The organism is Rhodococcus sp. NPDC004095 (genome assembly GCF_053604015.1).
In genome coordinates this window covers 157433-180305 of sequence record NZ_JBSGGS010000006.1, presented here as the reverse complement: position 1 = coordinate 180305, position 22873 = coordinate 157433, and the positions used below count along the sequence as shown (strand labels likewise).

The window sequence follows — 22873 nt, the reverse complement described above, 5'->3', positions numbered from 1 at the left end:
ACACGGCCGGGGCCATCCATAGGCTGTGGAATTCTCCCTGGGGATCAACCCGCGACCGAGCGGTTGGGGAATCGCGCGGACGCCGCCCCGTACGCCGTCACGGCGACCGTTGGGGGGCCTTCGGCGGTTCCGCGCCACCTGTGCGAGGTGCTCCGCTGCCGCGCCGAGCGGGACGTGACACTATCGAGTTGTGAGCTTCGGTGACGTTCCCTCGATCCCCGTCTCGGAGGTGCCGGTGCCGGACGCCGGATCGGTGCTGCTCGACATCCGGGAGGACGACGAGTGGGCGGACGGTCATGCGCCGGACGCCCTGCACATTCCGATGGTCGACGTGCCCGCCCGGCGGGACGAGATCGACATCGACGCCGAGGTCTACGTGGTGTGCCGGTCCGGTGGCCGGTCGGTCGCGGTCGTCGAGTACCTCAACGACGCCGGGTTCGACGCGTTCAGCGTCACCGGCGGAATGGTGGCCTGGCAGAAGTCCGGTCGACCGCTGGTCGCGGACGACGACAGGGCGGCGAAGATCTACTAGATGAGCGCCGTCCAGGTCTGTGTCCGCTGCGCCGCCCGCTGGCCCGTCGTGGGCGCGCCCGCCCAGTGGTGCCCGGGATGCCGCGGCGTGCTGCTCTCGCCGACGCGGCCCGGACGACCGGAACCGCCCTCGCGCCGCAACTTCCGGTGGGTGGCCCGCCGACCCGAGGGCGCCCGGCCACCGGCCTCGGACCGCGCGACGATCGCCGACCGCACGCCGTCCTACCAGCAGGTGCCGAGGTGGGGTCTGCTGGACCCGGAGCCGGCAGAGACCGAGACGGCGCCCAGCCGCACCGAGCGGCTCGCCGAACTCGCCCCGACCCTGCTCGTTGCCGCCGCCGTGCTGTTCCTGGCCGGGGCGGCGGTGGAACTGCTGCGCTATGTCCTGTTGCTGCGCAACCGGACCACGCTGATCTCGCCCACGCTGCTCGCGATCTCCGACGGACTCGTCTTCACGGCCGGTGTGATGGCGCCGCTGGTGGCGTTCGCCGCCGCGGCCGCCGCGGTCGCCTGGCTGCTCGGTGCCCGCCGGTCCGCCTGGGGACGGCTCGGACGCACCGATCCGCGCTCGCCCTCGGCGATCGCGTTCGGCTGCCTGGTGCCGGTGGTGAACCTGGTGTGGCCGGGGGTGTTCCTGACCGAGCTCGCCTCCGCGGAAACCCGGATCCGGTCGCTGGTGCGGGTGTGGTGGGCGACGTGGGCGCTCGGCGGCGTCCTGTTGATCGTCAGCGTCGCGTGGCGCTCCCACGACTCGCTGCAGGCCCGGGCGAACGGCGTCCTGCTGGCGGTGCTGGTGAATCTGGTGGCGGCCGCGGTCGCGGTCCTGACGCTGATGGTGACGCGGCGCATCGACGGTCTCGACCTCGGGGGTCGGCCGCGAACCGGGACCCGGTGGGTGGCGGCATGAGCCCGGACCGGAGGGGACCACTCGTCGTCGCGCACCGCGGAGCGTCCGCCGCCCGACCCGAACACACCCTCGCCGCCTACGAACTCGCGCTGGCGCAGGGCGCGGACGGGCTCGAGTGCGATGTCCGGCTGACCCGGGACGGGCACCTGGTGTGCGTGCACGACCGCACCGTCGACCGCACCTCGTCGGGGTCGGGCGTGGTCAGTGAGATGACCCTCCAGCACCTGTCGACGCTGGAGTTCGGCGGCAACGGGGAGCAGGTGCTCACCCTCGCGGAACTGATCACCCTCGTCCTCGACCACCCCGCGCCGACCAAACTGTTCATCGAGACCAAGCATCCCGTCCGCTACGGCGGTCTCGTCGAGAGCAAGGTACTCGCCGAACTCTCCCGTTTCGGGCTGTCCGCCCCCGCCTCCGCGGACCATTCCCGGGCGGTGGTGATGTCGTTCTCGGCGGCCGCGGTGTGGCGGATCCGGCGGGCGGCGCCGCTGCTGCCGACGGTGCTGCTCGGGGAGTCGTCCCGGTACCTCGGCGGTGGCGCCGCGACCACCGTCGGCGCGACTGCGGTGGGCCCGTCGATCCGGACGCTGCGCGAGCACCCCGAGATCGTCGACCGGGCCGCCGCGGCGGGCCGTGCCACGTATTGCTGGACGGTGGACGAGCGCGACGACGTCGAACTGTGCCGCGACCTCGGCGTCGGGTGGGTCGCGACGAACCACCCGGGGCGCACCAAGGCCTGGCTGGCGGGCTGATCACCGGCCCCCGGGAAACGCAGGTCGACTCGTGGACGCGCCCGGTGCGTGTAGGTTTCCCGACGTGGGTAAGAGCAAAAGAAACAGTGGTCCGAAGCCGGGAAGCAACCGCGCCGCCAAGCTCGCCGAGCGGCGTGCCGCGCAGGAGGCCACCGCGTCGACCGCGGTGCCGCGTCCGTTCGAGGGCCTCGCGGCCGAGTGCGACCTGATCGCGCTGCGCGAGTTCGTCCCGTCCGCGACGGCGCCGCTGCCGATGTCGTCGGGCGAGCGCCCGGTCGTCGTCGCGACGGTGCTGCCCGGTGCGGTCGCGGCCCTCGTTCGCGACGAGGAGAACGCCGCAACCGGCTTCGTCGGCCTGCAGGTGCAGGTGCAGTCCCCGGACCTGGCGGCCGACCTGGGCACGGCCGCCGCGTGGGCACAGGCGGCGACGCCGGGTGAGTCGCTGACCGCGGCGAACCCGCAGCCGGACGGGCCGCGCCTGGCCGACGTGATCGACCCGGCCGCGGCGCTGGACATCACCGTCCACCAGGACTTCAACTGGTGGATCCCGGAGGGTGTCACCCCGGCGCCGGAGGTCGCGGCGACCGTCGAGCAGGCGAACTCGGTGATCATGCCGTCGGCGCGCTTGGAGGCGGACGGCGTCGTCGCCGCGTGGTGGGTGGACGCCGGCGAGAAGGCGCACCTGCGGTGGGTGCGGCCCGAGGACGAGGACCAGTTGATGCTGGCGCTGGCCCGCGTGCACGCCGCCGGTGGCCTGCACCTCGGTGAGGGGTCCCGCTACGCCGGGTCGTTCCGCACGCACGGCCTGCTGGTGCCGGTGTTCGACCTCGATCCCGAGAAGCATGCCCAGGAGTGGGCGGCCGCGACCGCGGAGCTCGGTGACCGCCTGGCCCAGGCCCTCGCCGTCGACGCGCCCCTGAACTCCGACGAGCGCCGCGCGCGCGACGGCCTGCGCGGCCGCCAGGTCACGCTGCGATAGGCGGCTCCGCCGCCCGTGAGTCCTTTTGGGGGCCAGAAGGACTCACGGGCGCGCAGCGCCTATTCGACGATCACGACGTGCAGGTTGCGGGGGCCGTGCACGCCCTCGACCCGTTCGAGCTCGATGTCGGAGGTGGCGGACGGTCCGCTGATCATCGTCGTCGGCCGCTCGGGCACCAGCCGGGCCAGCGCCTCCGGCACCCCGACTTCGACGCTGTCCGCCGGGACCACGCATACGTGCACGTCCGGCACCAGGGTCAGCGCGCGCCGGCCCTGGTCGGCGCTGCCGTCGAGGAAGATCGTGCCGGTCTCCGCGCAGGTGACGGTGGACGCCGTCAGGACTGCGTCGAGGCCCGACAGCTGCGGAGCCGGGACGTCCGAGGAGTCCACGACCACCTCGCCCGAGAATCCCGTGAGCCACGAATCGTCCAGTCCGGCAGGCACTCCGACGCGGCCTGCACCGATCCCGTCCAGTACCTGCGCGACTGTGCCGGGCAGCTCGGCCGGGGTGCAGCGGTGCACGTGCGCCTTGTAGTCGACGAGCCGGTCCACCAGCAGGTCGATTCGCTCGGCGTCGGGCATCGTGCGGCCGGTCCGGTACTCGCGCGGAACCTGCTGTGGCGCAGGCGGGGCCAGTGTCTGCGCGTCCCGGATCCGCGCCAGGATGGTCTCCCGCGCGCTCATCGGTCCGCCTCCGGCCGTGCGTTCGGGCTCGCGTCGGCGATCGCGGCGCGGCCCTCCTCGGACTCCCACCACTGCCGGAACGTCTGCTTCGGCGGTGCCGGGATGTCACGGGCCGCGGTCCATCCGTTCAGCGGCGGCGGCAGTGTCGAGATCCTGCCCTTCTTCCCGGCGGCCAACCGGCCGAGTCCGGCGGCCTTCTGCGCCAACGTGAATCGCCGCGGGGAGCTCATCGCGACGGACGCCGCCTTCATCGCGACCCGCTCTACCGTCATGCCGGCCTTCTCCACCTTCTGGTGCCGCAGTTCGACCAGCAGCGACGGGATGTCGATCTTGACCGGGCACGCGTCGAAGCAGGCGCCGCACAGGCTGGACGCGAACGGCAGGGTGGCGTTCGGGTCGTCGGGGGCGTCCATCCCGGCCAGCTGCGGGGTGAGCACCGCTCCGATAGGCCCGGGATAGGTGGAGCCGTAGGCGTGCCCGCCGGTGCGTTCGTACACGGGGCACACGTTCAGGCAGGCCGAGCAGCGGATGCAGTGCAGCGCCTGCCTGCCGATCTCGTCGGCCAGGGCGGCGGTGCGGCCGTTGTCGAGCAGCACCAGGTGGAACGACTGCGGTCCGTCACCGGGGGTGACGCCCGTCCACATCGACGTGTACGGGTTCATCCGCTCACCCGTCGACGAGCGGGGCAGCAGTTGCAGGAACACCTCCAGGTCGGCGAACCGGGGGAGCACCTTCTCGATGCCCATCACGGTGATCAGCGTCTGCGGCATGGTCAGGCACATGCGCCCGTTGCCCTCGGATTCGACGACGCCGAGGGTGCCGGTCTCGGCGATCCCGAAGTTCGCACCCGACACCGCGACGGGAACCGTCATGAACTTGTGCCGCAGGAACTTCCGTGCCGCGGCCGCGAGATGCGCGGGCTCGGAATCGAGGTCGGGGTCGACGTCGGCCATCTCGCGCAGGAAGATCTCGCGGATCTCCGACCGGTTGCGGTGGATGGCGGGCACGAGGATGTGCGAGGGCTTGTCGTGGCCGAGCTGGACGATCAGCTCCGCGAGATCGGTCTCGTAGGCGGTGATGCCCTGCGTCTCGAGGTGCTCGTTGAGCTCGATCTCCTGGGTGGCCATCGACTTGACCTTGATGACCTCGGTCGAGCCGGTCGCACGGATCAGGTCGGTGACGATGGCGTTCGCCTCGACCGCGTCCGCGGCCCAGTGCACGACGCCGCCGCGCGCCACGACCGCGGCCTCGAGCTGCTCGAGCAGCTCCGGCAGCCGGTTCATCACCTCGGTCTTGATCGCGGAGCCGCTGTCGCGCAATGCCTCCCAGTCCGGGAGCTCGCCGGTGACCTTCAGTCGCTTGGCCCGGATGGTGTGGGTGGCCTTGCCGATGTTTCGGCGCAGTTGCGCATTGGCGAGTTCGTGGTGTGCGGCCTTCGGGAACGGCTCGGTGCCACGCAGGAACCCGACGCCCTGCGGGGCGCGGGGTGGGACGGCGGGCAGTCCGAGTCCGACGCGTCGGCCCGAGTCTCCGAGGTTGGCGGTGGAGCTCATGCCGGGGTCACCTCCTTCGGTTCGACGGACGCCAGGATCTCGGCGAGATGGATGGTGCGGGTGCCCATCTGCAGCCGCGACATGCCGCCGCCGATGTGCATCAGGCAGGACGAGTCACCGGCGCACAGGGATTCGGCGCCCGTGGCCGCGACGTTGCGGATCTTGTCGGCGAGCATCGCGGTGGAAGTCTCGGCGTTCTTGATCGCGAAGGTGCCGCCGAATCCGCAGCAGGAGTCGGCTTCCGGCAGTTCGACGAGGTCGATGTCGCGCACCGCGCGCAGCAGCCGCAGCGGCTTGTCGCCGACCCGCAGCATCCGCAGTGAGTGGCAGGTGGGGTGGTAGGTGACCCGGTGCGGGAACCAGGCGCCGACGTCGGTCACGCCGAGGACGTCGACCAGCAGTTCGGACAGCTCGTAGGTCTTGGTCTTGACCGTCTCCACCCGCTCGCGCAGCGCGGTCGAGCCGTAGCGGGCGGCAACGATCTCGTGCTGGTGCCGGACCGAGCCGACGCAGGATCCTGACGGGGCGACGACCGCGTCGAAGGACGCGTCCCCGAACTCGTCGGCGTAGTTCGTCACCAGCGGCAGTGCGTCCGGCTGGTAGCCGGTGTTGACGTGCATCTGCCCGCAGCAGGTCTGGCCGGGCGGGAACACCACGTCGTGCCCGAGCCGGGTCAGGAGCAGGGCGGTGGCCTTGGCCGCGTTCGGGAACATCGTGTCCCCGATGCAGGTCGCGAACAGCGCGATTCGCATGTGGATCTCCGCAATCGTCGATGTGGTCAGACCACAGTAACCCACGGTCAGCGCGATTTCGCAAGATTCGCTCCGAACTCGGCTCAGGTCTCGATTGTGACCGGGGTCATGGTGTACCTTGCTGTGGTCTGACCACACAGTCGACGTCGAAATCCGCCGCGACCTGCGGCACCATCACAGGAGTTACATGTGGCTACCGACCACCTGGCGGTGACCTTCACCCCGGCCACCGACGCCGTCGCGCACAACCTGACCGCGTCGGCGCTCGTCGGCCTGACCCCGCTGCTGACGTTCTTCGTGCTGCTCGCCGGCTTCAAGCTCAAGGCCTGGTACTCGGGCCTCGGTGCGCTCGCGGTCGCGGCGGTGGTCGCGATCGTCGGGTTCTCGATGCCGGTCTCGCTCACCGCGCTGTCGGCGCTGCAGGGCATCGCCTTCGGCCTCTTCCCGGTCATGTGGATCGTGGTCACCGCGATCTGGTTCTACGAACTGACCGTCGTCAGCGGCCGGTTCGAGGATCTGCGCCGGGTGTTCAACTCCATCGGTCGCGGCGACATGCGCGTGCAGGCGATGCTCATCGCGTTCTGCTTCGGCGGCATGCTCGAGGCGCTCGCAGGCTTCGGTGCCCCGGTCGCGATCACCGGCGCGATGCTGATCGCGCTCGGGATGCCGCCGATCCGGGCGGCCGTGACCGTCCTGGTCGCCAACACCGCGCCGGTTGCGTTCGGGGCCATGGCGATCCCGATCACCACCGCCGGCAACCTGACCGGCATCCCGGCCACCGACATCGCCGCCGTCGTCGGCCGCCAGACCCCGCTGCTGGCGCTGTTCGTGCCGCTGCTGCTGTTGTTCCTGGTCGACGGTCGGCGGGGCGTGCGGCAGGTCTGGCCGATCGCCCTGGTCACCGGTGCGGTATTCGCGTTCGCCCAGTTCTGGTGCTCGAGCCACTTCTCGTACGAGCTCACCGACGTCGTCGCCTCCCTCGCCGGTCTCGGTGCCGCGGTGCTCATGCTGCGCTTCTGGGGCCCGGCCACCCCGGACGACCAGCGCTCGCACGTCGAACCGGAACCGCTCGGCCCGTCGCGCGTGGTGCTCGCGTTGATGCCGTACCTGCTGGTCGTCGTCGTGTTCGGTGTCGCCAAGCTGTGGACCGTCGGGTTCGACCTGCCGACCTGGCTGTCCGGCACCGACCGCAAGGTGCACTGGCCCGGCCTGTACGGCAACCTGCTCACCGGCAGCGGAGACCCCGCGTCCAGCGCGGTCTACACATTCTCCTGGTTGTCGAACCCGGGCACCCTGCTGCTGCTCTGCGGTCTGGTCGTGACCGCCGTGTACACCCTGGTCGACAGTGGTGGCCGGTTCCCGATGACGTTCGGCGCCGCGGCGACCACGTTCGGCCACACCCTGGTGAAGATGCGGCTGTCGATCGCCACCGTCGCGACCGTGCTCGGCCTGAGCTACGTGATGAACCAGTCCGGGCAGACCGTCGCGATCGGCACCTGGCTCGCCGGGACGGGCGCCGTCTTCGCGTTCTTCTCGCCGATCCTCGGCTGGCTCGGGACCGCCGTCACCGGCTCCGACACCTCGGCGAACGCCCTGTTCGCGAAGCTGCAGCAGACCGCAGGCCAGCACGCCGGCATCGACCCGACGCTGCTGGTCGCGGCGAACACCTCCGGTGGCGTCGTCGGCAAGCTGGTCAGTCCGCAGAACCTGACCATCGCGGCGACCGCCGTCGGGCAGGCGGGCAGCGAACCGGTGCTCCTGCGCAAGGTGATCGGGTACAGCCTCGGCATGCTGCTGATCCTGTGCACGCTGGTGTACCTGCAGTCCACGCCGGTGCTGGGTTGGATGCTGCCGTGAGCAGCCGCCTAGGCTGACGTCTCATGTCCGCACAGCCGTCACCCGAAGCCAGCCCCCGCGCCTGGGAGCAGGTGCTGGCGCGGCTCGAGCACATGCTCGTCGCCGGGGAGGTGCGCCCCGGTCAGCGCCTGCCCGGCGAGCGGGTGCTGGCCGCAGACCTCGGCGTCGGACGCTCGTCGGTGCGGGAGGCGCTGCGCGTGATGGAGGCGTTGGGTCTGCTGCGCGCGCAGACCGGCTCTGGCCCGAACGCGGGCGCGATGATCGTCTCCCGGCCCACCGGCGGGATGTCGATGCTGATGCGGATGCAGGTTGCCGCGCAAGGATTTCCGGTGTCCGATGTGGTGCAGACCCGCCTCGTCCTCGAATCGGAGGTGATGCGGACGCTGGCCGCGCGGCGTCCGGCGCCGGATCTCGCGCCCGCCGTCGAACTGCTCGACTCGATGGACGACGAGACGCTCTCCGCGACCGAGTTCCTGATCCTCGACTCCCAGTTCCACGTCGCACTGGCCGACGCGGCGGGGAACCAGGTGATCGCGGCGATGATGACGGGCCTGCGCGAGTCGATCGAGTCGTACGTCGTCGGCGGCGTGGACGCGACGGCGTGGCCGACCACCTGCACCCGGCTGCGGCACGAGCACCGGGGCCTGGTCGAGGCCGTCGAGGCGGGCGATCCGCAGCTGGCCGAACGCCGGATCCTCGACCACATCCGCGGCTACTACGAGGGCATGGGCGCGTAGGCAGCGGAGCTCTACGGTACGACGACGAGTTTCTCGCCCGCGTAATCGTTTCGAGCCGCAACGTCGACGAGCAGCTGCCCGATCGTCGCGAAGCTGGTCTTGGGCAGGCCCTTCAGCCGCGGCGCCGCCGCGAGGGGCACCACCGTCACGTGCGGGTCGACCGGCCCCTCGGCCAGGAGTGCGGGATGCACCGTGGTCCAGTTCAGCCCTGACGCAGTCAGCTGCGACTCGGCGAAGTCCTTGTCGTGGTAGATCGCGCGCATCGCCGTGTTCGAGGTGAACTTCGCGAGGACGGACGCCTTCGCCCTCGTGTCGCCGACCCCGAACGCGGACAGCTGAACCAGGCGGGCGACGCCCGCGCGCCGCATGGCGGTGACGATCGCAGGCAGGGTGGTGCGCGTGGTGTCGTCGCGCCGTATCGACCTCAGGCTCAGCACCGGGCCGATGCAGTTGACGACGGCGTCGGCGCCCGTCACGGCCTGCGCGAGGTCGTCGATGTCGGTGACCTCGCCGATGTGGACGGTGACGCCCTCCCGCGGGGTGATCGCCCCGGGCCTGCGCGCACAGGCGAGCACGTCGTGGCCGGCGCCGGCCGCCGCGTCCACCACTCGGCGTCCTGCCTTGCCTGCGGCGCCCAGTACGACCAATTTCATGACTGCTCCCTCGATTCGGTAATGGCGGTCCGGGGCCCCGCGAGCGGTGCGAGTGGCGTCCACAACGTCGGTAGCAGCACGGTGACGCCGTCCCGCCGGCCCTGCTCGAAGACGAAGTCCATCGACGGGATGACGTCCTCCATCAGGTAGGGCTGGGGCTGGAGGGGGCCGTCGAGCAACGGGGTCATGAAGTCGTCCCAGTGCACGGGGATCACGCTGCGGGCGTCGGTGGCCCGCACCAGTTGATCCCAGTACTCGTCCCGGAACGCCGCGTCCTGCTTGCCGAGCATTCCGATGCCGAGATACACGACGTCGGCGGAGATGCCCTCGAGCTTGCCCGGCACGAAGTTCGCGCTGGCCTGGACCAGCACCGTCCCGCTCACGTGACGTACGAGCAGGGTGTAGCACTCGGCCGAGTGCCAGGCATCCGCGGTGGCGGGCGGGACGAGCGGCTCGTCGATCGTGCCGGGCGACACGTCACCGGGGCAGTGGACAGTTTCGACAAAGGAGATGTCGAAGCTGCCGAACGAGACGGTCTCGCCGTCCCCGACGACCCGCAGCAGCTCCTCCGAAAGCCCGTACCCGCGGCCGATGTTCGCCGTCGACGCCGAACCGATCAGGGGCGCGCCGAACTTGCCGGCGATCACCGGCGCGTCGAAGGCATGGTCGTAGTGCGAGTGGACCACGACGACGGCGTCGAGCGCGTCGACCCCCGCCCGCTCGAGACACGCGTCGACGACCGCCGGGTCCGGCGCGATGGGGCCGCCGAGCACTTGCTGCAGTGACGGCCGGGAGAGGAACCCATCGATCATCACCGACGTCTCGCCCGCCCGGATCAGCAGGCTGGAGGTGCCGAGGAACGCGACGGTCAGCGAGTCGTCGTTCGGTGGATTCCAGCGCCCCTCGACGGTGGGGTAATGGTCGATCCGGGGTCGGTCCGGTGTCGAGGTCATGCGGTCACCTCCGCCGTGTGCCAGAATCTGCGAGACGACCCGGTCGATCTCGGCAACCGGGTCGGACGCGAGATCGGCACTGCGCCAAGCAATGTATCCGTCGGGACGCACCAGCACCGCACCCGAATCGCCGATCCCGTAGGCCTCCAGGAATTCCATCCGGTCGTCCTCGAGCCCCGGGTCGCCGACGTGGTAGCAGGGGACCGGGACGGCGTACTTGCCGGCCGCGCGCTCAGCGGCGCCGCGCCACGTGGCGCCGCCCGGGCCGGTGAGGACGGTGAAGCCGGCGCCGAAGAGGTCGACGGTGGACACGGTGCCGGAGCGTCCCAGCCAGACGTGCGGCGCGCGGCAGCCCGGCGTCGCGCTCGGCTGGTAGTCGGAGTAGTCGTCGTCGACGACCGGGGCGGCGGTACCGTCCGGCACGACCGCGAACGAGTCGTAGACCGTCCCGAACTCGACACCGAGATGGTTTCCGTACCTGCGGGTTTCGCGCAACACGGTCTCGACGTCCAGGTCCGACTGTCCGCTGTACTGGGCGGCGCCCATCTGCTGGACCTTCTTGTGGTTGTCGAACGACTGCCGGGTCGTGCGCTGCGACGGCAGGCGCCGCTCGGTGTCGTAGGTGTGCAGCAGTGACCAGTCGGCGGCACCCGTGACGCAGAGCGCGAGCTTCCACATCGCGTTGTGCATGCCCTGCAGTCCGGTGTTGACGCCCAGACCGCCGGTCGGCGGGAACTGGTGGGCCGCATCGCCACACAGGACGATCCGGCCCTGAACGAATCGGTCGGCGACGGTGGCGTTCATCTGCCACCGACCGATGCTGCGTACCTCGACCTCGAGGTCCGGCTTGCCCACCGCGGCCCGTACCCATCGCCGGCAGTCCTCGTCCTGGTACACGTCGTCGGACCAGTCCTCGGCGGCCACCGGGATCTGGCACAGCCAGCGCCCGCGGGCATCGAGCGGTTGAAGTACACCTGCCGCACCGGAATTGGCGACGAACAGCAGGACGCCTCGGCGGTCCGGGATGTGCTCCTCGATGTCGGCGTGGAAGTAGCAGTTGACGAAGTGGTGGATCGCCTTCTCGCCGGTGAGCTCGATGCCGAGCTGGTCGCGGACCAGGCTCGTGGCGCCGTCTGCGGCGACCAGGGCGGACCCGGTCAGGGCGTACGCGCGACCGGTCGCCCGTTCCGTCACCTCGACGGTGGTGGTCTCGTCGTCGTCGGCCCACCCCGAGACGACCCCGGTGACGCGGTGCCCGAAGCGCACGTCCACCAGGCCCGTGGCGGCGGCCGCGTCGAGCAGGATCTTCTCGAGCAGGTCCTGGGAGGACATCACCGGCTGGGCGGGGCTGATCGTGGGTCCGGGTCCCTCGAAGCCGGTCGCGACGATGGTGCCGAACTCGCGTCCGAGCACGGAGTCGAAGAACCGGATTGGGCTCTTCCACCCGGGCGGGGTGTCGATGTCGCGCAGCCGCGCGTACACCTCGGGGCCCCAGTGCCGTGCGATCTCCATGGTGCGGGTGTTGAAGTTTCGCGTCTTCGGGTGCCATGCGACGCTCTCGTGCTGTTCGAGGAGAACGCTCGCGACACCGAAGCGTGCGAGTTCGAGCGAGGCCGCGAGTCCGACCGGCCCGCCGCCGAGGATCAGGACTGGGGAGGGAGGGTTCATGCGCCCAAAGTGTAATTGGATTACCATTACAGTCAATAGTGCTTGGGCACGTGCTGTCGACCCTGGGCCCAAAGGCGCGGGGCAGGAGGGGTTGCCGTGTCCGAGATGAGTCCGGATCGGACACGGCCGGAATTTCGTGAGGGCTACGTGACTCGCCGGGGATTGGCCGAACGGCCGGAGGTGGGTGTCACCCGAATATCGGTGCCGTTGTCGCCGTGAGGATCTCGACCAGACGTGCGGCCATTTCGTCGTCGGAGAGCGCGAATCGGCCCGGAGTCCGGTTCTCGAAGATGACGTGCTGCTGCAGCACGGCGGTGACGGTGCGGACCGCGAAGTCGATGCACCGTTCGCCGGTGTCCTGGTCCACGGTGATCTCGGGCCGCAGGCGGTTGGCCAGCAGTCGTGAGGTGGTCGCCATCAGCTCCGCCGCGCGCGCATACATGACGTCGCTGTCGGCGAGCACGACGCTTCGGAGCAGGTTGTGGTGTTCACCGAAGGTCTCGACGAGTGCGCGGGCGTAGAGGTCGAAGATCTCCGCGGGTGTCAGGGCCGCGGTGTCCTCGGATCCGAGGCGATCGACCAATCGCTGTTCGGCCTCGTGCTTGAACCGCTCGTGGGCGGCGAGCAGCAGGCCGTTCTTGTCGGTGAACCGGGCGTAGATCGAGGTCGGGGAACTGCTCGACCGAGCCGAGATCTCCGCGATGGTGATCTGCTCGAACGGCTTGTCCGCGAGCAGGTCCTCGACCGCCGCCAGCACTCGTTCCATCGTTGCGCGACTGCGCGATTGACGTGGCGGAGTGATGCTGGGCAGGCTCTCGGACGGCTCGGGTGGCACCCTCGTAGGGTACGGCAGCGGCCCGGGGGAACTGTAACCCCGCTACAGTTCCCAGGGCCGGTGTCAGCAGTGTGGGTGCACGTGTCCAAGCGGACCGTGCCTACAGCGCCCCGCCCGCCGCGATCGGTGCCCCGACGGATTCGCCTGCCGCACCGTTCATCTCGCGGGCAACGAACGCCTCGAGGTCGAACAGGTTGGTGCCGGCGCGGTCGGCGACGGTGAGCAGCGTGTTCATCGAGGCGACCTCCTCGACCTGCTCCTTGAGGAACCACTGCATGAACTGCTCGCCGAGGTAGTCGCCCTCGTCACGGGCGGTACTGGCGAGCTGGACGATCTGCTCGGTGACGGCCTTCTCCTGCTTGAGCGCCAGGGCGATGGGCTCGCGCGGGCTCTCGAAGTGCGAACGCGCGGGATCGATGCCGCTCAGCTCGACCTCGATGTCGCGGTCGAGGAAGTACTGCACGATCATCATCGCGTGGTTGCGTTCCTCGACGGCCTGCGCGTAGAAGTGCCGCGCCAGCTGCGGGAGGTCGGCGTTGTCGAAGTACACCGCGATCGCGATGTACTGATGCGAGGCGTTGAACTCGTTGCGGATCTGATCGTGGAGGAGGGCGTGAAACTTGGTCTGGTTCGCGTCATCCGGAGTGGGCATGAGAGCGACAATAGCGCTGGTCAGAGCACTACGCATCCAAGCGCATCCTTATTGAGGGCAGTGTTTCCTAACTGAGTTCACCCTATTTTCGTGCGCAGTAAGACCAGGTTTTCCGGGTGCCTGACTTTCCCGAATCGCGGTGAAATGCCCATTTTCCGTCAGATGCCGCCGCCCGCCGGCCGCGGCGCCGCCGGGTCCGGGGTCGACGTCGAGTTCATTTCGCGGGCGACGAATTCCTCGATGTTGAACAGATTCCCGTCGGCGCGGTCCACGATCGCCAGCAGCGTCGTCATCGAGGCGACCTCCTCGACCTGTTCCTTGAGGAACCACTGCATGAACTGCTCGCCGAGGTAGTCGCCGGTGTCGCGGGCGGTGCGCGCGAGGGTTGTGATCTGGTCGGTGACCGTCTGTTCCTGCCGCAGGGCCAGTTCCACGGGTTCGCGAACCGACGAGAACTCGGTGACGACGTCGTCGATGCCGGGGATGGTCACGTCCAAGTCGTTGTCGACGAGGTACTGGATCATCATCATCGCGTGGTTGCGTTCCTCGTTTGCCTGTGAGTAGAAGCGCTGCGCGAGCTGCGGTAGGTCGTGGCTGTCGAAGTACACCGCGACCGCGATGTACTGCTGTGAGGCGGTGAACTCGTTGCGGATCTGCGCATGCAGGAGGGCGTGGAACCCGCTGCGCTCACTGATCTCGGACATGCGGTCGAGCGTACCGTCGCGCGGGCCGCGACCGGCCGGCGAGCCGGGTCATGGGATCCGTCGACTGCCCCGGATCGCATGCCCGGCACACGGATTCGGCGCACTCGCCGCCGCTGCCGTCCGATCAGTTCGTCGTCAGGAGGTCCGTGGGCACCGGCTCGTCGTTGGCGAGGGCCTCGAAGAACCGGGACGCCTTCTCCCGATCCCACAGCAGGACGTTTCCGGAGCCGGCGACGTCCTCGAACCCGCCGACCGGGACGGTGGTGGTCACCAGGTCGCCGCGCATCGCCCACGCGAGACCGCCCAGGTTCCAGAGGTGGTCGCCGTTGTCGACCTGCAGCGTGCCCGCGGTCTTGGTGACCAGCGGCCACAGCCGGAACGGGTTGATCAGCGTCCCGATGCTGGTGGCCTGGTCCAGCAGCGCGGACATGAACAGGCGCTGGTTGTTCATCCGGTCCAGGTCGGCGAGCGGCGTCGCGCGACTGCGCACGAACCCGAGGGCCTGCGCCCCGGTCAGGTCCTGGCAACCGGGCTGCAGGTTGATCCCCGCGAGCGGGTCGTCGATCGCGTACGGCACGCACAGGTGGACGCCGCCGATCGCGTCGACGATGCCGGCGAATCCGCCGAACCCGATCTCCGCGTAGTGGTCCATCCTCAGGCCCGTCGCCTCCTCGACGGTCTGCACGAGCAGCTGCGGGCCGCCGCCGTCGATGGCGAAGGAGGCGTTGATCTTGTCCTTGCCCCAGCCGGGGATGTTCACGTACGAGTCGCGTGGAATGGACACCATCGTCGCGCCGCCGCTCTTCGGGACGTGCACGACGATGATCGTGTCGGTGCGCTTCGAATCCAGCTCGCCGCCCGTCGCCAGCTCCTGTTCCTGCTCGGGGGTCAGTCCGGTTCGGCTGTCCGACCCGACCAGCAGCCAGTTGGTGCCGGGGGTGTCCGCGATCCGCCCGGGATAGTCGGCGAGTGCGTCGATCCGATTGAGCGACCCATCCAGGTACACCACCGACCCGATCATCACCAGCAGCAGCACCAGGGCGGTCACCCCGATCCGGCGTCCCCAGTGCGGCCGGCGGCGGGGCCTCGGGGGCTCCGCAGGCGGCGTGGTCGCCGGGCGGCCCGGGCGCGGGGGCGGCGGCACCGGTGTGCCCGACCGTGGGCGTGCGCCCTCGGTGTACGGCTGCGGGGTCTGCGTCGGCGCGTAGCCGGACGCCGACCGCGGGCGTGGTTGCTGCGACGACCGCGGCGCGAGGGGCCGGGCGTCCGGGTCCTGCGACCACGCGCGGGCCGGCGCGGCCGGACGGCCGTCGCGGCGGATCACCTGCGTGCCCTCCGGCGGCGGTGCCGCCCGGTTTTCCCTCGGCGGTGCCGCCCGGTTGTCTCGCGGCGGTGCGGCTCGGTTGTCTCGCGGCGGCATCGCCCGGGTCGGCTCCTGCGGCATGTCGCGGTAGCGGTCCTGCCGTGGGTCCCGAGCGGGAGGGGACGGTCGGCGGGGTGGGTACTGCGGCGGCGGCACCTTGCCGTTCCGCGGCGGGGGCGGCCCGCCGGCGGGACGGGGCGGCGGCGTCGGTCCCGGATCCCCGGACTGCGACCGGCGTGGGTCGCCGCCGCGACCCGCTGCGGGGTCTCGGGGGTCGCGGTTGCGGGGACTGTCGCCGTTCACACCGGAAACTGTACTGGTCAGGGCAGCCAGGACAGGTGGCCGCGGAGCAGCGTGTAGCCGACGAACGCGACCGCGTCGATCAGCCAGTGTGCGACGACCAGCGGCCAGAGTTTGCCGGTCCGCTGCCAATATCGGCCGAACACCAGGCCCATCACCACGTTGCCGAGGCCCCCGCCGATGCCCTGGTAGAGGTGATAGCTGCCGCGCAGCAGCGCGGACGCCGCGAGTGCGGCGTTCTCGCCCCAGCCGAGCCGGCGCAGCCGGGAGATCAGGTAGGCCACGACCAGGACTTCTTCGGCGGCGGAGTTGGCCAGCGCCCACAGCACCAGCGCGGGCAGTCGCCACCAGTGGTCGTCGACGGTGCTTGGCACCACTGTGAGGTTCGCCCCGATCGCGGTCGCGGCCAGGTACAGGGCCAGCCCGGGTAGCCCGATCAGCGCGGCGAGTCCGACGCCGGGCAGCAGGTCGCGGCGCCACCGCGGGTGCGGTCCGAGGCCGATCCGCTCGGGTCCGAGGCCGCTGCGCCAGAGCAGGTACAGCCCGAGCGCCGCCCAGGCGCACAGCCGGGCGATGCCGAGCAGTTGCCGGCCGAGGTCGATCCAGCCGACGGTCGAGCGGGAGGTGTTCAGCGCGACGGTCTGGTCGGACAGTTGCCCGGGGGCCATCGCGGTCTCGACGAGCGACAGGACGCCGGACAAGCCGCTGAGGCCGAAGGTGACGAGCAGGACGATCGTGACCTCGAACCAGAGCGCGCGACGCTCCTTGGCGTCCAGCGGCGGTTCGGTCTGTCGGGGTGGGGAGGGCCGGAGCCAGTCGTCGAGCCGGGTCACGGTCTGAGATTAGGCGGCTTCGCCGCCCGTGAGTGGATTCGGAGTCCCTGGACCCGCAAAACGCGCACGAGCGCGTAGCGCCTATTTCCGGGCGCGGAGTCCGTTCATGAACGGGCAGCCGACCAGGATGCGGAGCGCGCGGTTCAGTCCGGCGGGGTCGTCGACGGGTTCCGGGAACGACAGCCGCACGTCGTTGTCGCCGGCGGGGGATTCGACGCGGAGCCGGATCCCGTAGCGGTCCAGGCCGAGCGGCCGCACCCGTCCGCTGCGCATGCTCGACGGAAGGCGTTGCGCCAGTTGGTGAACGAGGTCACCGTGGTCGGATTCGAGGTGCTCGAGCCAGCAGTCCTCGACCGACCAGAACGGGTCGGGGGTGGCGGTGAGCAGGTCGGCGAGCGGGACCGGTTCGGCGCCGTGGCTGTCGGCGACGACGGCCGAGTCGAGCACCAGTCGCAGCAACGTCGTGGTGTGTCCGACGTCGAGCAGGTCCGGGTTGGGGTTGTCGACGGCGACGGCGGCGGCGAGCGCGCGGGTGGCCTCGGTGGGAACGGCGTGCAGTGTGCCGCGCAGCCACACCAGGGAGCGGACCGGTTCGCGGAGCGCGAGCGGCGCGTGGTCGGTGAGTTCGAGGACGGCGGGCAGTCCGGCGCGGCCGGCCTGCCAGGTCAGCGCGGTGACCGCGACACCGTCCGGAACGGCGAGGACGACGTCGCCCCCGGAACGGAGGTGGTGGACCGCGACGGTGACCGGTTCGCTGCCGTCGACGGCGAGCACCGCCTGCTTGGCGCGGACGCACGCGGTGCGGACCCGTTCGGCGGTGGACGGGCCGAGGGTGGTGGCGGCGGTCATGCGGTGCTCCTTTTCGATCCCCTGCGGGTGCGGTACAACGCGGATGCGGCGACGGTCACAATAGGTTAGCCATGCCTAAGTTAGATCAGGCATGCCGGACCGCGCAAGAGTTCGGCCCGGGGATACCGTGGAGCCGTGGCCACCCTGCTCAACCTGCAACCGCCCGCCCCGCGCGAATCGCAGCCCCCGTTCGCGGGCCTGCTCTCCGAGCTCTGCCCCGACGGCGCCGCTCTCCGAGGCCGGGCTCGCGGCGCACTGTTCGGCCCGCCGGTGCTGACCGCCAGCGGCTTGGATGGTGTGGAGGCGGGTGACGGTCCGCTGTGGCTGCGACTCGACATCGCCCCCGACGCACTGCCCGGGTCCGCCCCCGACCTGACCCGGATCGAGGTCGACTGCCCGCTCGAGCACCTCGACGACGCGCTCGCCCTGGCCAAGGGTGATCCGGTGCGGCTGCCCGCCCCGGTCGCGGTGCGGGTCGAACCCGGTGCCGCCGGGCGGGGTTGGGCCGCCGAGTCCGCCGAACGGATCGCGGCCGCCGGTGCCCACCCGGTGCTGCCCGCCGGATCCGCGGCGGAGGACGTCGCCGACTTCCTCGCCGTTCTCGCCCACTCCGACGCCGGCTTCGTCTCGTACGCCGCCGACGGCGGCGAGGTGATCGCGATCCTCGCCGCCACCGTAGCGGCACTGCGCGGCGACGACATCCCCGCCGCCTACCTGGCCGCGGACCCCGCCCCGCTCGCCGCGCTCAGCACCCCGGCCGCGGAGGCGGTCCGGGAGGTGTTGCTGGCGATCGCCGTCCCCGACGCCGCCGCGGTCGAGGCGCACCTGCGGGCCCACGGCATCACCGCCGACCTCGGCAACCGCTGAACTCGTCCGCTCCGGACCGAGTGAACGGCAGCGTTCAGTCGATCGGATCGACTGAATGTTCCGTTCAGTCGGAATTGTCCGGACGGTCCGGGGGCGGTTGAGCAGGCGCGGTCGGGGCGCCGGTCCGGATGCGTAACCTGGACGCGTGCCTCGCATCGCGTACTTCGGACCCTCCGGAACCTTCACCGAGATGGCGCTCGACCAGTTCGAGTCGTCGGGTGCCTTCGACGGGCCCGTGGAGCGGGTCTCCGTCGGCAGCCCGCCGGCCGCGCTCGCCGCGGTCCAGGACGGTTCCGCCGACGCGGCGGTGGTGCCGATCGAGAGTTCCGTCGAGGGTCCGGTACGGCCGACCCTGGACGCCCTGGCTGCCGGGGAGCGGCTGCAGATCATCGCCGAAACCGAACTGGACGTGGCCTTCACGATCGTGGGGCGTGCGGGCACGACCCTCGCCGACGTCCGCACGATCCGGGCGTATCCGGTGGCGGAGGCGCAGGTGCGGATGTGGATCGAGGCGAACCTGCCGGACGCGGTGGTGGAGTCGGCGTCGTCCAACGCCGGTGCCGCCGAGGACGTGGCCGCCGGACGCGCCGATGCCGGCGTTTCCACCGCACTCGCGGGTCAGCGGCTCGGTCTGGACGTCCTCGCCGACGGGGTGGCCGACTTCTCCGGAGCCCGAACGCGATTCGTGCTCATCACGCGTCCGTGCCCGGTGCCCGCCGCGACCGGATCCGACCGGACGTCGGTGGTGCTGCAGCTCAACCACGAGCCGGGGTCGCTGGTCGGCGCGATGGCCGAGTTCTCCACCCGCGGAATCGACCTCACGCGGATCGAGTCGCGTCCCACCCGGGTCGAGTTCGGGACCTACCTGTTCTACCTGGATTGCAGCGGCCACGTCGACGACACCGCGGTCGCCGAGGCGCTCAAGTCGTTGCACCGCAAGCACACCGTACGGTTCCTCGGTTCGTGGCCGACGGCGACGCCCGGCGGGCGTCGCCCCCCGTCCGACGGGGAGGCCTGCGAGTGGCTCGCGCGGATCCGTGGCGGCGAGACGGAAGGAACGAACTGACGTGGCGGGCAAGCTGATTCTGGTCCGGCACGGACAGACCGAGGCGAACGTCGCCCGACGGCTGGACACCCGGTTGCCCGGAGCCCGGCTCACCGAGATGGGAGAGGGGCAGGCGCACGCGTTCGGGTCGTCGCTCACCGGTCCGCTCCCGAAGGCGGTGGTCGCGTCGGAGGCGTTGCGTGCCAGGCAGACCGCCGGATTCATCGAGCGGGCATCGGGGATCGTGGTGCAGGTTCGCGAGGGTCTCCACGAGGCGCAGGCCGGCGACCTGGAGGACCGTTCGGATCGCGCCTCGCACGAGACCTACGCGTCGGTGTTCCACTCCTGGCACGCAGGCGAACTCGGGGCGAGAATGCCGGGCGGCGAGTCGGGCGAGGACGTCCTCGCGCGGTACCTGCCCGTGGTCGACTCGCTGCGCTCGCAGTACCTCGAGATCGGGGACGAGGACGGCGACGTCCTGGTGGTCAGTCACGGCGCCGCGATCCGCCTGGTCGCCGGGTACCTGTCCGGGGTCGACGGCACGTTCTCCGCGGACACCCACCTGGACAACACGCAGACCATCGAACTGGCCCCCACCCCGGGCGGGGGCTGGACGGTCATGCGATGGGGTGCGCTGCTGCCGCCCTTCCGGGCGCCCGCCGTCGACGTCGTCGACGACCCGATGGGCTGACCGCTCGGCGTGGCGACGCCCTGAACGCCCGGGCGTCACATGTCGGGAGGGCGGTTCACCGGGGGAGCAGTGCCGGAACGACGAAGGCGCGCAGTTTCTCCCTGACCCGGTCGAGGGCGTTGTCGTCGGTGCCGTACTGGCTGATGTACATGATCTCGAGTTCGGAGATCCATTCGGAGAGCAGTCGCAGGTCCAGGTCCGCGCGGATGTTCCCCGCGGCCTGCTCGTCGGCGAGGACCGGTCCCCACAGTTCGTGGGTCAGCTCGACCGCGCGACCCGACTCGCCCAGCAACTGCATCGAGAGGGCCATCGACTCGGGGGAGACCAGCCGGTTCACCATCGGGTCCAGGTGGCCCTTGCGGATGTCCTGGCAGATGCCCTCGACGATGCGTTCCTCGACGGTCGGCCAGCGGGTGATGTGAGCGCGGGCCCGGTCCATGTTCGCCCGGGCGCGCCGGACCACCGATTCGGCGATCAGGGACTCCCGGTCCGCGAAGTAGCGGTACACCGTCGCCCGTGACATCGATGCCGCCTTGGCGACGTCCTCCATCGTGGTCTTCGCGATGCCGAACCGCTCGAAACACGCTTCGGCCGCAGCCAGGATCGCCGAATGGACGTCGGTCCGGGTGTCGGTGTCGGTGCGTGCTGCCACGCGAGAACCGTACCAACTCCACCGTCAACCGAAAGTAGTTAGATAAGACGCTAGACATTGATTGTCTCGTGTGTCACCCTCGATCCATGGAGCGCGACGAGAAGATCAGGCTCACGCAGCGGCTCATCGCCCACGTGGACAACGACACCACCGACTACGCGGACGACCTGCTCCGCGTGCCCTTCTCGGTGTTCAACGACCCCGAGCTGGCGGCGAAGGAACGAGACGTCGTGCGCCGGTTCCCGCACATCGTGGCGCACGTCGACGAACTGCAGAAGGCCGGCGACTTCCTGACCACAGAACTGATCGGCACCCCGCTGCTCGTGGTCAAGCAGGACGACGGCAGCGTCAAGGCCTTCTCCAACGTGTGCCGGCACCGCGGGGCCAAGGTCGAGTTCGGCGAGTCGGGCTGCAAGAGGGTCTTCGCCTGCCCGTACCACAACTGGTCCTACGGCAAAGACGGTGCGCTGCGCGGGCTTCCGCACGCCGAGGGTTTCGGCGGCATGGACCGTGGCGAGTACGGCCTGGTGGAGTTTCCGTGCGAGGTCCGGCACGGGCTGGTCTGGGTGGTGCCCACTGTCGGGGCCGACCTCGACATCGCCGCGGTGCTCGGCGCCAAGCACGACGCCGAGGTCGCCGACACCGGCATGGCCGGCTCCTTCCAGGTGCGCAAGGAGACCTGGAAGCTGGACATGAACTGGAAGATCGCGGTGGACGGCGTGCAGGACTCCTACCACCTGTGCCAGTTGCACACCAAGACCGTCTGCAACTACCTCGAGGGCAACATCACCGCGCTCGACGTGGTGGACCGCTCCTGGCGACTCGTGGTGGCGCGCAAGGCGATCACCGAGGTCCGCGACGCCGATCCGGACAGCTTCGACGTCCGCGACTACTCGCTCGCGAACTACACGATCTACCCGGGCACGATGCTCGTCACCGAGCCGAACCACTTCGAGATCTGGACCATCGTCCCCGACAAGGACGACCCGAACGTCAGCTACTGCACCATCCGGCTGCTCTCCCCGAAGAAGCCGGAGACCCCGCGCGAGGAGCGGATCCTGGAGAAGAACTGGGAGCTGCTGATGGAGACCCTGCACGCCGAGGACTGGTTCGTTACCAAGACCATCACCGACAACGCCGCCCACGGTCAGGTCGAGGAACTGATCTACGGACGAAACGAGTTGCCCGGACAGCTGTTCCACAACATGGTGGCGGGCGACGTCGCCGCCCTCGAACGCGAGCGTGCGGCCGGGCTCGCGGCGGCGCGGTAACGCCCGATGACCGTGGACGACCCGTCCGGAGTCCTGCTCCGCGACCACCCCGCACCGGGGGTGCTCCGGCTGACGCTGAACCGCCCGCAGGTGCGCAATGCGATCTCGCTGTCGCAGCAACGCGAGCTGGACGGCGTGCTCGCCGCGGCCGCGCGCGACGACGAGGTGCGCGCGGTGATCGTCGCCGGCGCCGGTCCGGACGCCTTCTCGGCGGGCTACGACCTCGCGGAGCTCGCCGCGATGTCGCCGGAGGAGGCCACCGAGGGGGCGCTCGAACGGGAGGAGCTGCTGTGGCGGTACCTCACGTTCCCGAAGCCGATCGTGGCCGCCGTCGCCGGCGCCGCGCACGGCGCGGGCACCATCCTGGCGGCCTGCTCCGACCTGCGGGTCGGGGGCCCGGCGACCCGGTTCACCGTGACCGCCGCGCGCTACGGCGGCGCGAACCTGACCTGGCTGCTGGACGGTCTGGTCGGCGCCGGCCAGGCGCGGGACCTACTGATGACCTCGCGCACCGTCGGCGGCGACGAGGCGTACCGGATCGGGCTGCTCAGCCGCTACGCCGAGGACGGGGACGTGGCAGGTGTGGCGCTCGATGCCGCGGTCCAGCTCGCCGGGCAACCGCCGGAGGGGCTGCGCGAGATCAAGGCCCTGCTGCTCGACGGGCCGGGCCGGGACCTGCGGGCCCGCTACGACCGGGAGAACACCGTCGCACGCACCACCCTGCGCCCCCGCCCGATCGCCGACCTGTTCTCCGGGTTCTTCTCCCGGCCGGGCAGCCGAACGTGA

General features: G+C 70.5%; 23 protein-coding genes. 11 read left to right on the top strand and 12 right to left on the bottom strand.

Annotated elements, in window-relative coordinates:
* Window positions 1–190: 190 nt before the first annotated feature.
* From ACWEPG_RS13875 to ACWEPG_RS13860, 4 genes are all read left to right on the top strand, one after another.
* Window positions 191–532 (top strand): rhodanese-like domain-containing protein, encoded by a 342-nt coding sequence (locus ACWEPG_RS13875; protein ID WP_450112520.1) that lies wholly within the window; start codon window positions 191–193, stop codon window positions 530–532.
* The gene (locus tag ACWEPG_RS13870) at window positions 533–1438 is read left to right on the top strand and encodes a DUF4328 domain-containing protein (RefSeq protein ID WP_450112521.1); all 906 of its coding nucleotides are present in this window, start codon (window positions 533–535) and stop codon (window positions 1436–1438) included. It abuts the gene before it with no gap.
* Window positions 1435–2190: a glycerophosphodiester phosphodiesterase gene (locus tag ACWEPG_RS13865; RefSeq protein WP_450112522.1), complete on the top strand. Its 756-nt coding sequence runs from the start codon at window positions 1435–1437 to the stop codon at window positions 2188–2190. The genes ACWEPG_RS13870 and ACWEPG_RS13865 overlap by 4 nt, the downstream gene beginning before the upstream one ends.
* 64 nt (window positions 2191–2254) lie before the next feature.
* Window positions 2255–3169 carry a DUF5926 family protein gene (locus tag ACWEPG_RS13860; RefSeq protein WP_450112523.1) on the top strand — a complete coding sequence of 305 codons (915 nt, stop codon included), beginning with the start codon at window positions 2255–2257 and terminating at the stop codon, window positions 3167–3169.
* Window positions 3170–3228: 59 nt separating this feature from the next.
* Here ACWEPG_RS13860 and ACWEPG_RS13855 read toward each other — a convergent pair whose 3' ends face one another.
* The 3 genes from ACWEPG_RS13855 to ACWEPG_RS13845 are packed head-to-tail and all read right to left on the bottom strand — an operon-like array spanning window position 3229 to window position 6157.
* On the bottom strand, window positions 3229–3852 hold the full coding sequence (locus ACWEPG_RS13855; protein WP_450112524.1) for a LutC/YkgG family protein: 624 nt from the start codon (window positions 3850–3852) through the stop codon (window positions 3229–3231).
* A complete protein-coding gene (locus tag ACWEPG_RS13850) occupies window positions 3849–5405 on the bottom strand; it encodes a LutB/LldF family L-lactate oxidation iron-sulfur protein (RefSeq protein WP_450112525.1) in 1557 nt (518 codons plus the stop codon). Before ACWEPG_RS13850 ends, ACWEPG_RS13855 begins: the two co-directional genes overlap by 4 nt.
* Window positions 5402–6157: a (Fe-S)-binding protein gene (locus tag ACWEPG_RS13845; protein ID WP_452594602.1), complete on the bottom strand. Its 756-nt coding sequence runs from the start codon at window positions 6155–6157 to the stop codon at window positions 5402–5404. Before ACWEPG_RS13845 ends, ACWEPG_RS13850 begins: the two co-directional genes overlap by 4 nt.
* A gap of 189 nt (window positions 6158–6346) precedes the next feature.
* On the opposite strand from ACWEPG_RS13845, the gene ACWEPG_RS13840 reads away from it, so the two are divergent.
* Window positions 6347–8014 carry an L-lactate permease gene (locus tag ACWEPG_RS13840; protein WP_450112527.1) on the top strand — a complete coding sequence of 556 codons (1668 nt, stop codon included), beginning with the start codon at window positions 6347–6349 and terminating at the stop codon, window positions 8012–8014.
* A 23-nt stretch (window positions 8015–8037) separates the two neighbouring features.
* Window positions 8038–8751, top strand: a complete 714-nt coding sequence (locus ACWEPG_RS13835) for a FadR/GntR family transcriptional regulator (RefSeq protein ID WP_450112528.1) — start codon at window positions 8038–8040, stop codon at window positions 8749–8751.
* Between the two features lie 11 nt (window positions 8752–8762).
* Here ACWEPG_RS13835 and ACWEPG_RS13830 read toward each other — a convergent pair whose 3' ends face one another.
* The 8 genes from ACWEPG_RS13830 to ACWEPG_RS13795 all read right to left on the bottom strand — a co-directional run bounded on the left by ACWEPG_RS13830 (window position 8763) and on the right by ACWEPG_RS13795 (window position 17561).
* Window positions 8763–9404 (bottom strand): NAD(P)-dependent oxidoreductase, encoded by a 642-nt coding sequence (locus ACWEPG_RS13830; RefSeq protein WP_450112529.1) that lies wholly within the window; start codon window positions 9402–9404, stop codon window positions 8763–8765.
* The gene (locus tag ACWEPG_RS13825; RefSeq protein ID WP_450112530.1) at window positions 9401–12025 is read right to left on the bottom strand and encodes an FAD-dependent monooxygenase; all 2625 of its coding nucleotides are present in this window, start codon (window positions 12023–12025) and stop codon (window positions 9401–9403) included. Before ACWEPG_RS13825 ends, ACWEPG_RS13830 begins: the two co-directional genes overlap by 4 nt.
* Window positions 12026–12212: 187 nt before the next feature.
* Window positions 12213–12791 (bottom strand): TetR/AcrR family transcriptional regulator, encoded by a 579-nt coding sequence (locus ACWEPG_RS13820; protein WP_450112531.1) that lies wholly within the window; start codon window positions 12789–12791, stop codon window positions 12213–12215.
* A gap of 169 nt (window positions 12792–12960) precedes the next feature.
* Window positions 12961–13512, bottom strand: a complete 552-nt coding sequence (locus ACWEPG_RS13815) for a ferritin (RefSeq protein ID WP_450112532.1) — start codon at window positions 13510–13512, stop codon at window positions 12961–12963.
* A 158-nt stretch (window positions 13513–13670) separates the two neighbouring features.
* Window positions 13671–14216 (bottom strand): ferritin, encoded by a 546-nt coding sequence (locus tag ACWEPG_RS13810; RefSeq protein WP_450112533.1) that lies wholly within the window; start codon window positions 14214–14216, stop codon window positions 13671–13673.
* Window positions 14217–14340: 124 nt separating this feature from the next.
* Window positions 14341–15540, bottom strand: a complete 1200-nt coding sequence (locus ACWEPG_RS13805; RefSeq protein WP_450112534.1) for an LCP family glycopolymer transferase — start codon at window positions 15538–15540, stop codon at window positions 14341–14343.
* 359 nt (window positions 15541–15899) lie between these two features.
* On the bottom strand, window positions 15900–16712 hold the full coding sequence (locus ACWEPG_RS13800; protein WP_450112535.1) for a CPBP family intramembrane glutamic endopeptidase: 813 nt from the start codon (window positions 16710–16712) through the stop codon (window positions 15900–15902).
* An 81-nt stretch (window positions 16713–16793) separates the two neighbouring features.
* Window positions 16794–17561 (bottom strand): DUF2470 domain-containing protein, encoded by a 768-nt coding sequence (locus ACWEPG_RS13795; RefSeq protein WP_452594601.1) that lies wholly within the window; start codon window positions 17559–17561, stop codon window positions 16794–16796.
* A gap of 135 nt (window positions 17562–17696) precedes the next feature.
* On the opposite strand from ACWEPG_RS13795, the gene ACWEPG_RS13790 reads away from it, so the two are divergent.
* The 3 genes from ACWEPG_RS13790 (at window position 17697) to ACWEPG_RS13780 (ending at window position 20164) form a co-directional block, all read left to right on the top strand.
* Window positions 17697–18428 (top strand): hypothetical protein, encoded by a 732-nt coding sequence (locus ACWEPG_RS13790; RefSeq protein ID WP_452594600.1) that lies wholly within the window; start codon window positions 17697–17699, stop codon window positions 18426–18428.
* Between the two features lie 145 nt (window positions 18429–18573).
* Complete coding sequence (gene pheA, locus ACWEPG_RS13785; protein ID WP_450112538.1) at window positions 18574–19494, top strand: prephenate dehydratase; 921 nt, start codon at window positions 18574–18576, stop codon at window positions 19492–19494.
* 1 nt (window position 19495) lies between these two features.
* A complete protein-coding gene (locus ACWEPG_RS13780; protein WP_452594599.1) occupies window positions 19496–20164 on the top strand; it encodes a histidine phosphatase family protein in 669 nt (222 codons plus the stop codon).
* 55 nt (window positions 20165–20219) lie between these two features.
* On the opposite strand, the gene ACWEPG_RS13775 is transcribed toward ACWEPG_RS13780, so the two are convergent.
* The gene (locus ACWEPG_RS13775) at window positions 20220–20816 is read right to left on the bottom strand and encodes a TetR/AcrR family transcriptional regulator (protein ID WP_452594598.1); all 597 of its coding nucleotides are present in this window, start codon (window positions 20814–20816) and stop codon (window positions 20220–20222) included.
* Window positions 20817–20902: 86 nt separating this feature from the next.
* Here ACWEPG_RS13775 and ACWEPG_RS13770 point away from each other — a divergent pair, with 86 nt between their 5' ends.
* Both ACWEPG_RS13770 and ACWEPG_RS13765 read left to right on the top strand, forming a co-directional pair.
* Window positions 20903–22087, top strand: a complete 1185-nt coding sequence (locus ACWEPG_RS13770; protein ID WP_452594597.1) for an aromatic ring-hydroxylating oxygenase subunit alpha — start codon at window positions 20903–20905, stop codon at window positions 22085–22087.
* A 6-nt stretch (window positions 22088–22093) separates the two neighbouring features.
* Window positions 22094–22873, top strand: coding sequence for an enoyl-CoA hydratase/isomerase family protein (locus tag ACWEPG_RS13765; RefSeq protein ID WP_452594596.1), 780 nt, complete (start codon window positions 22094–22096; stop codon window positions 22871–22873).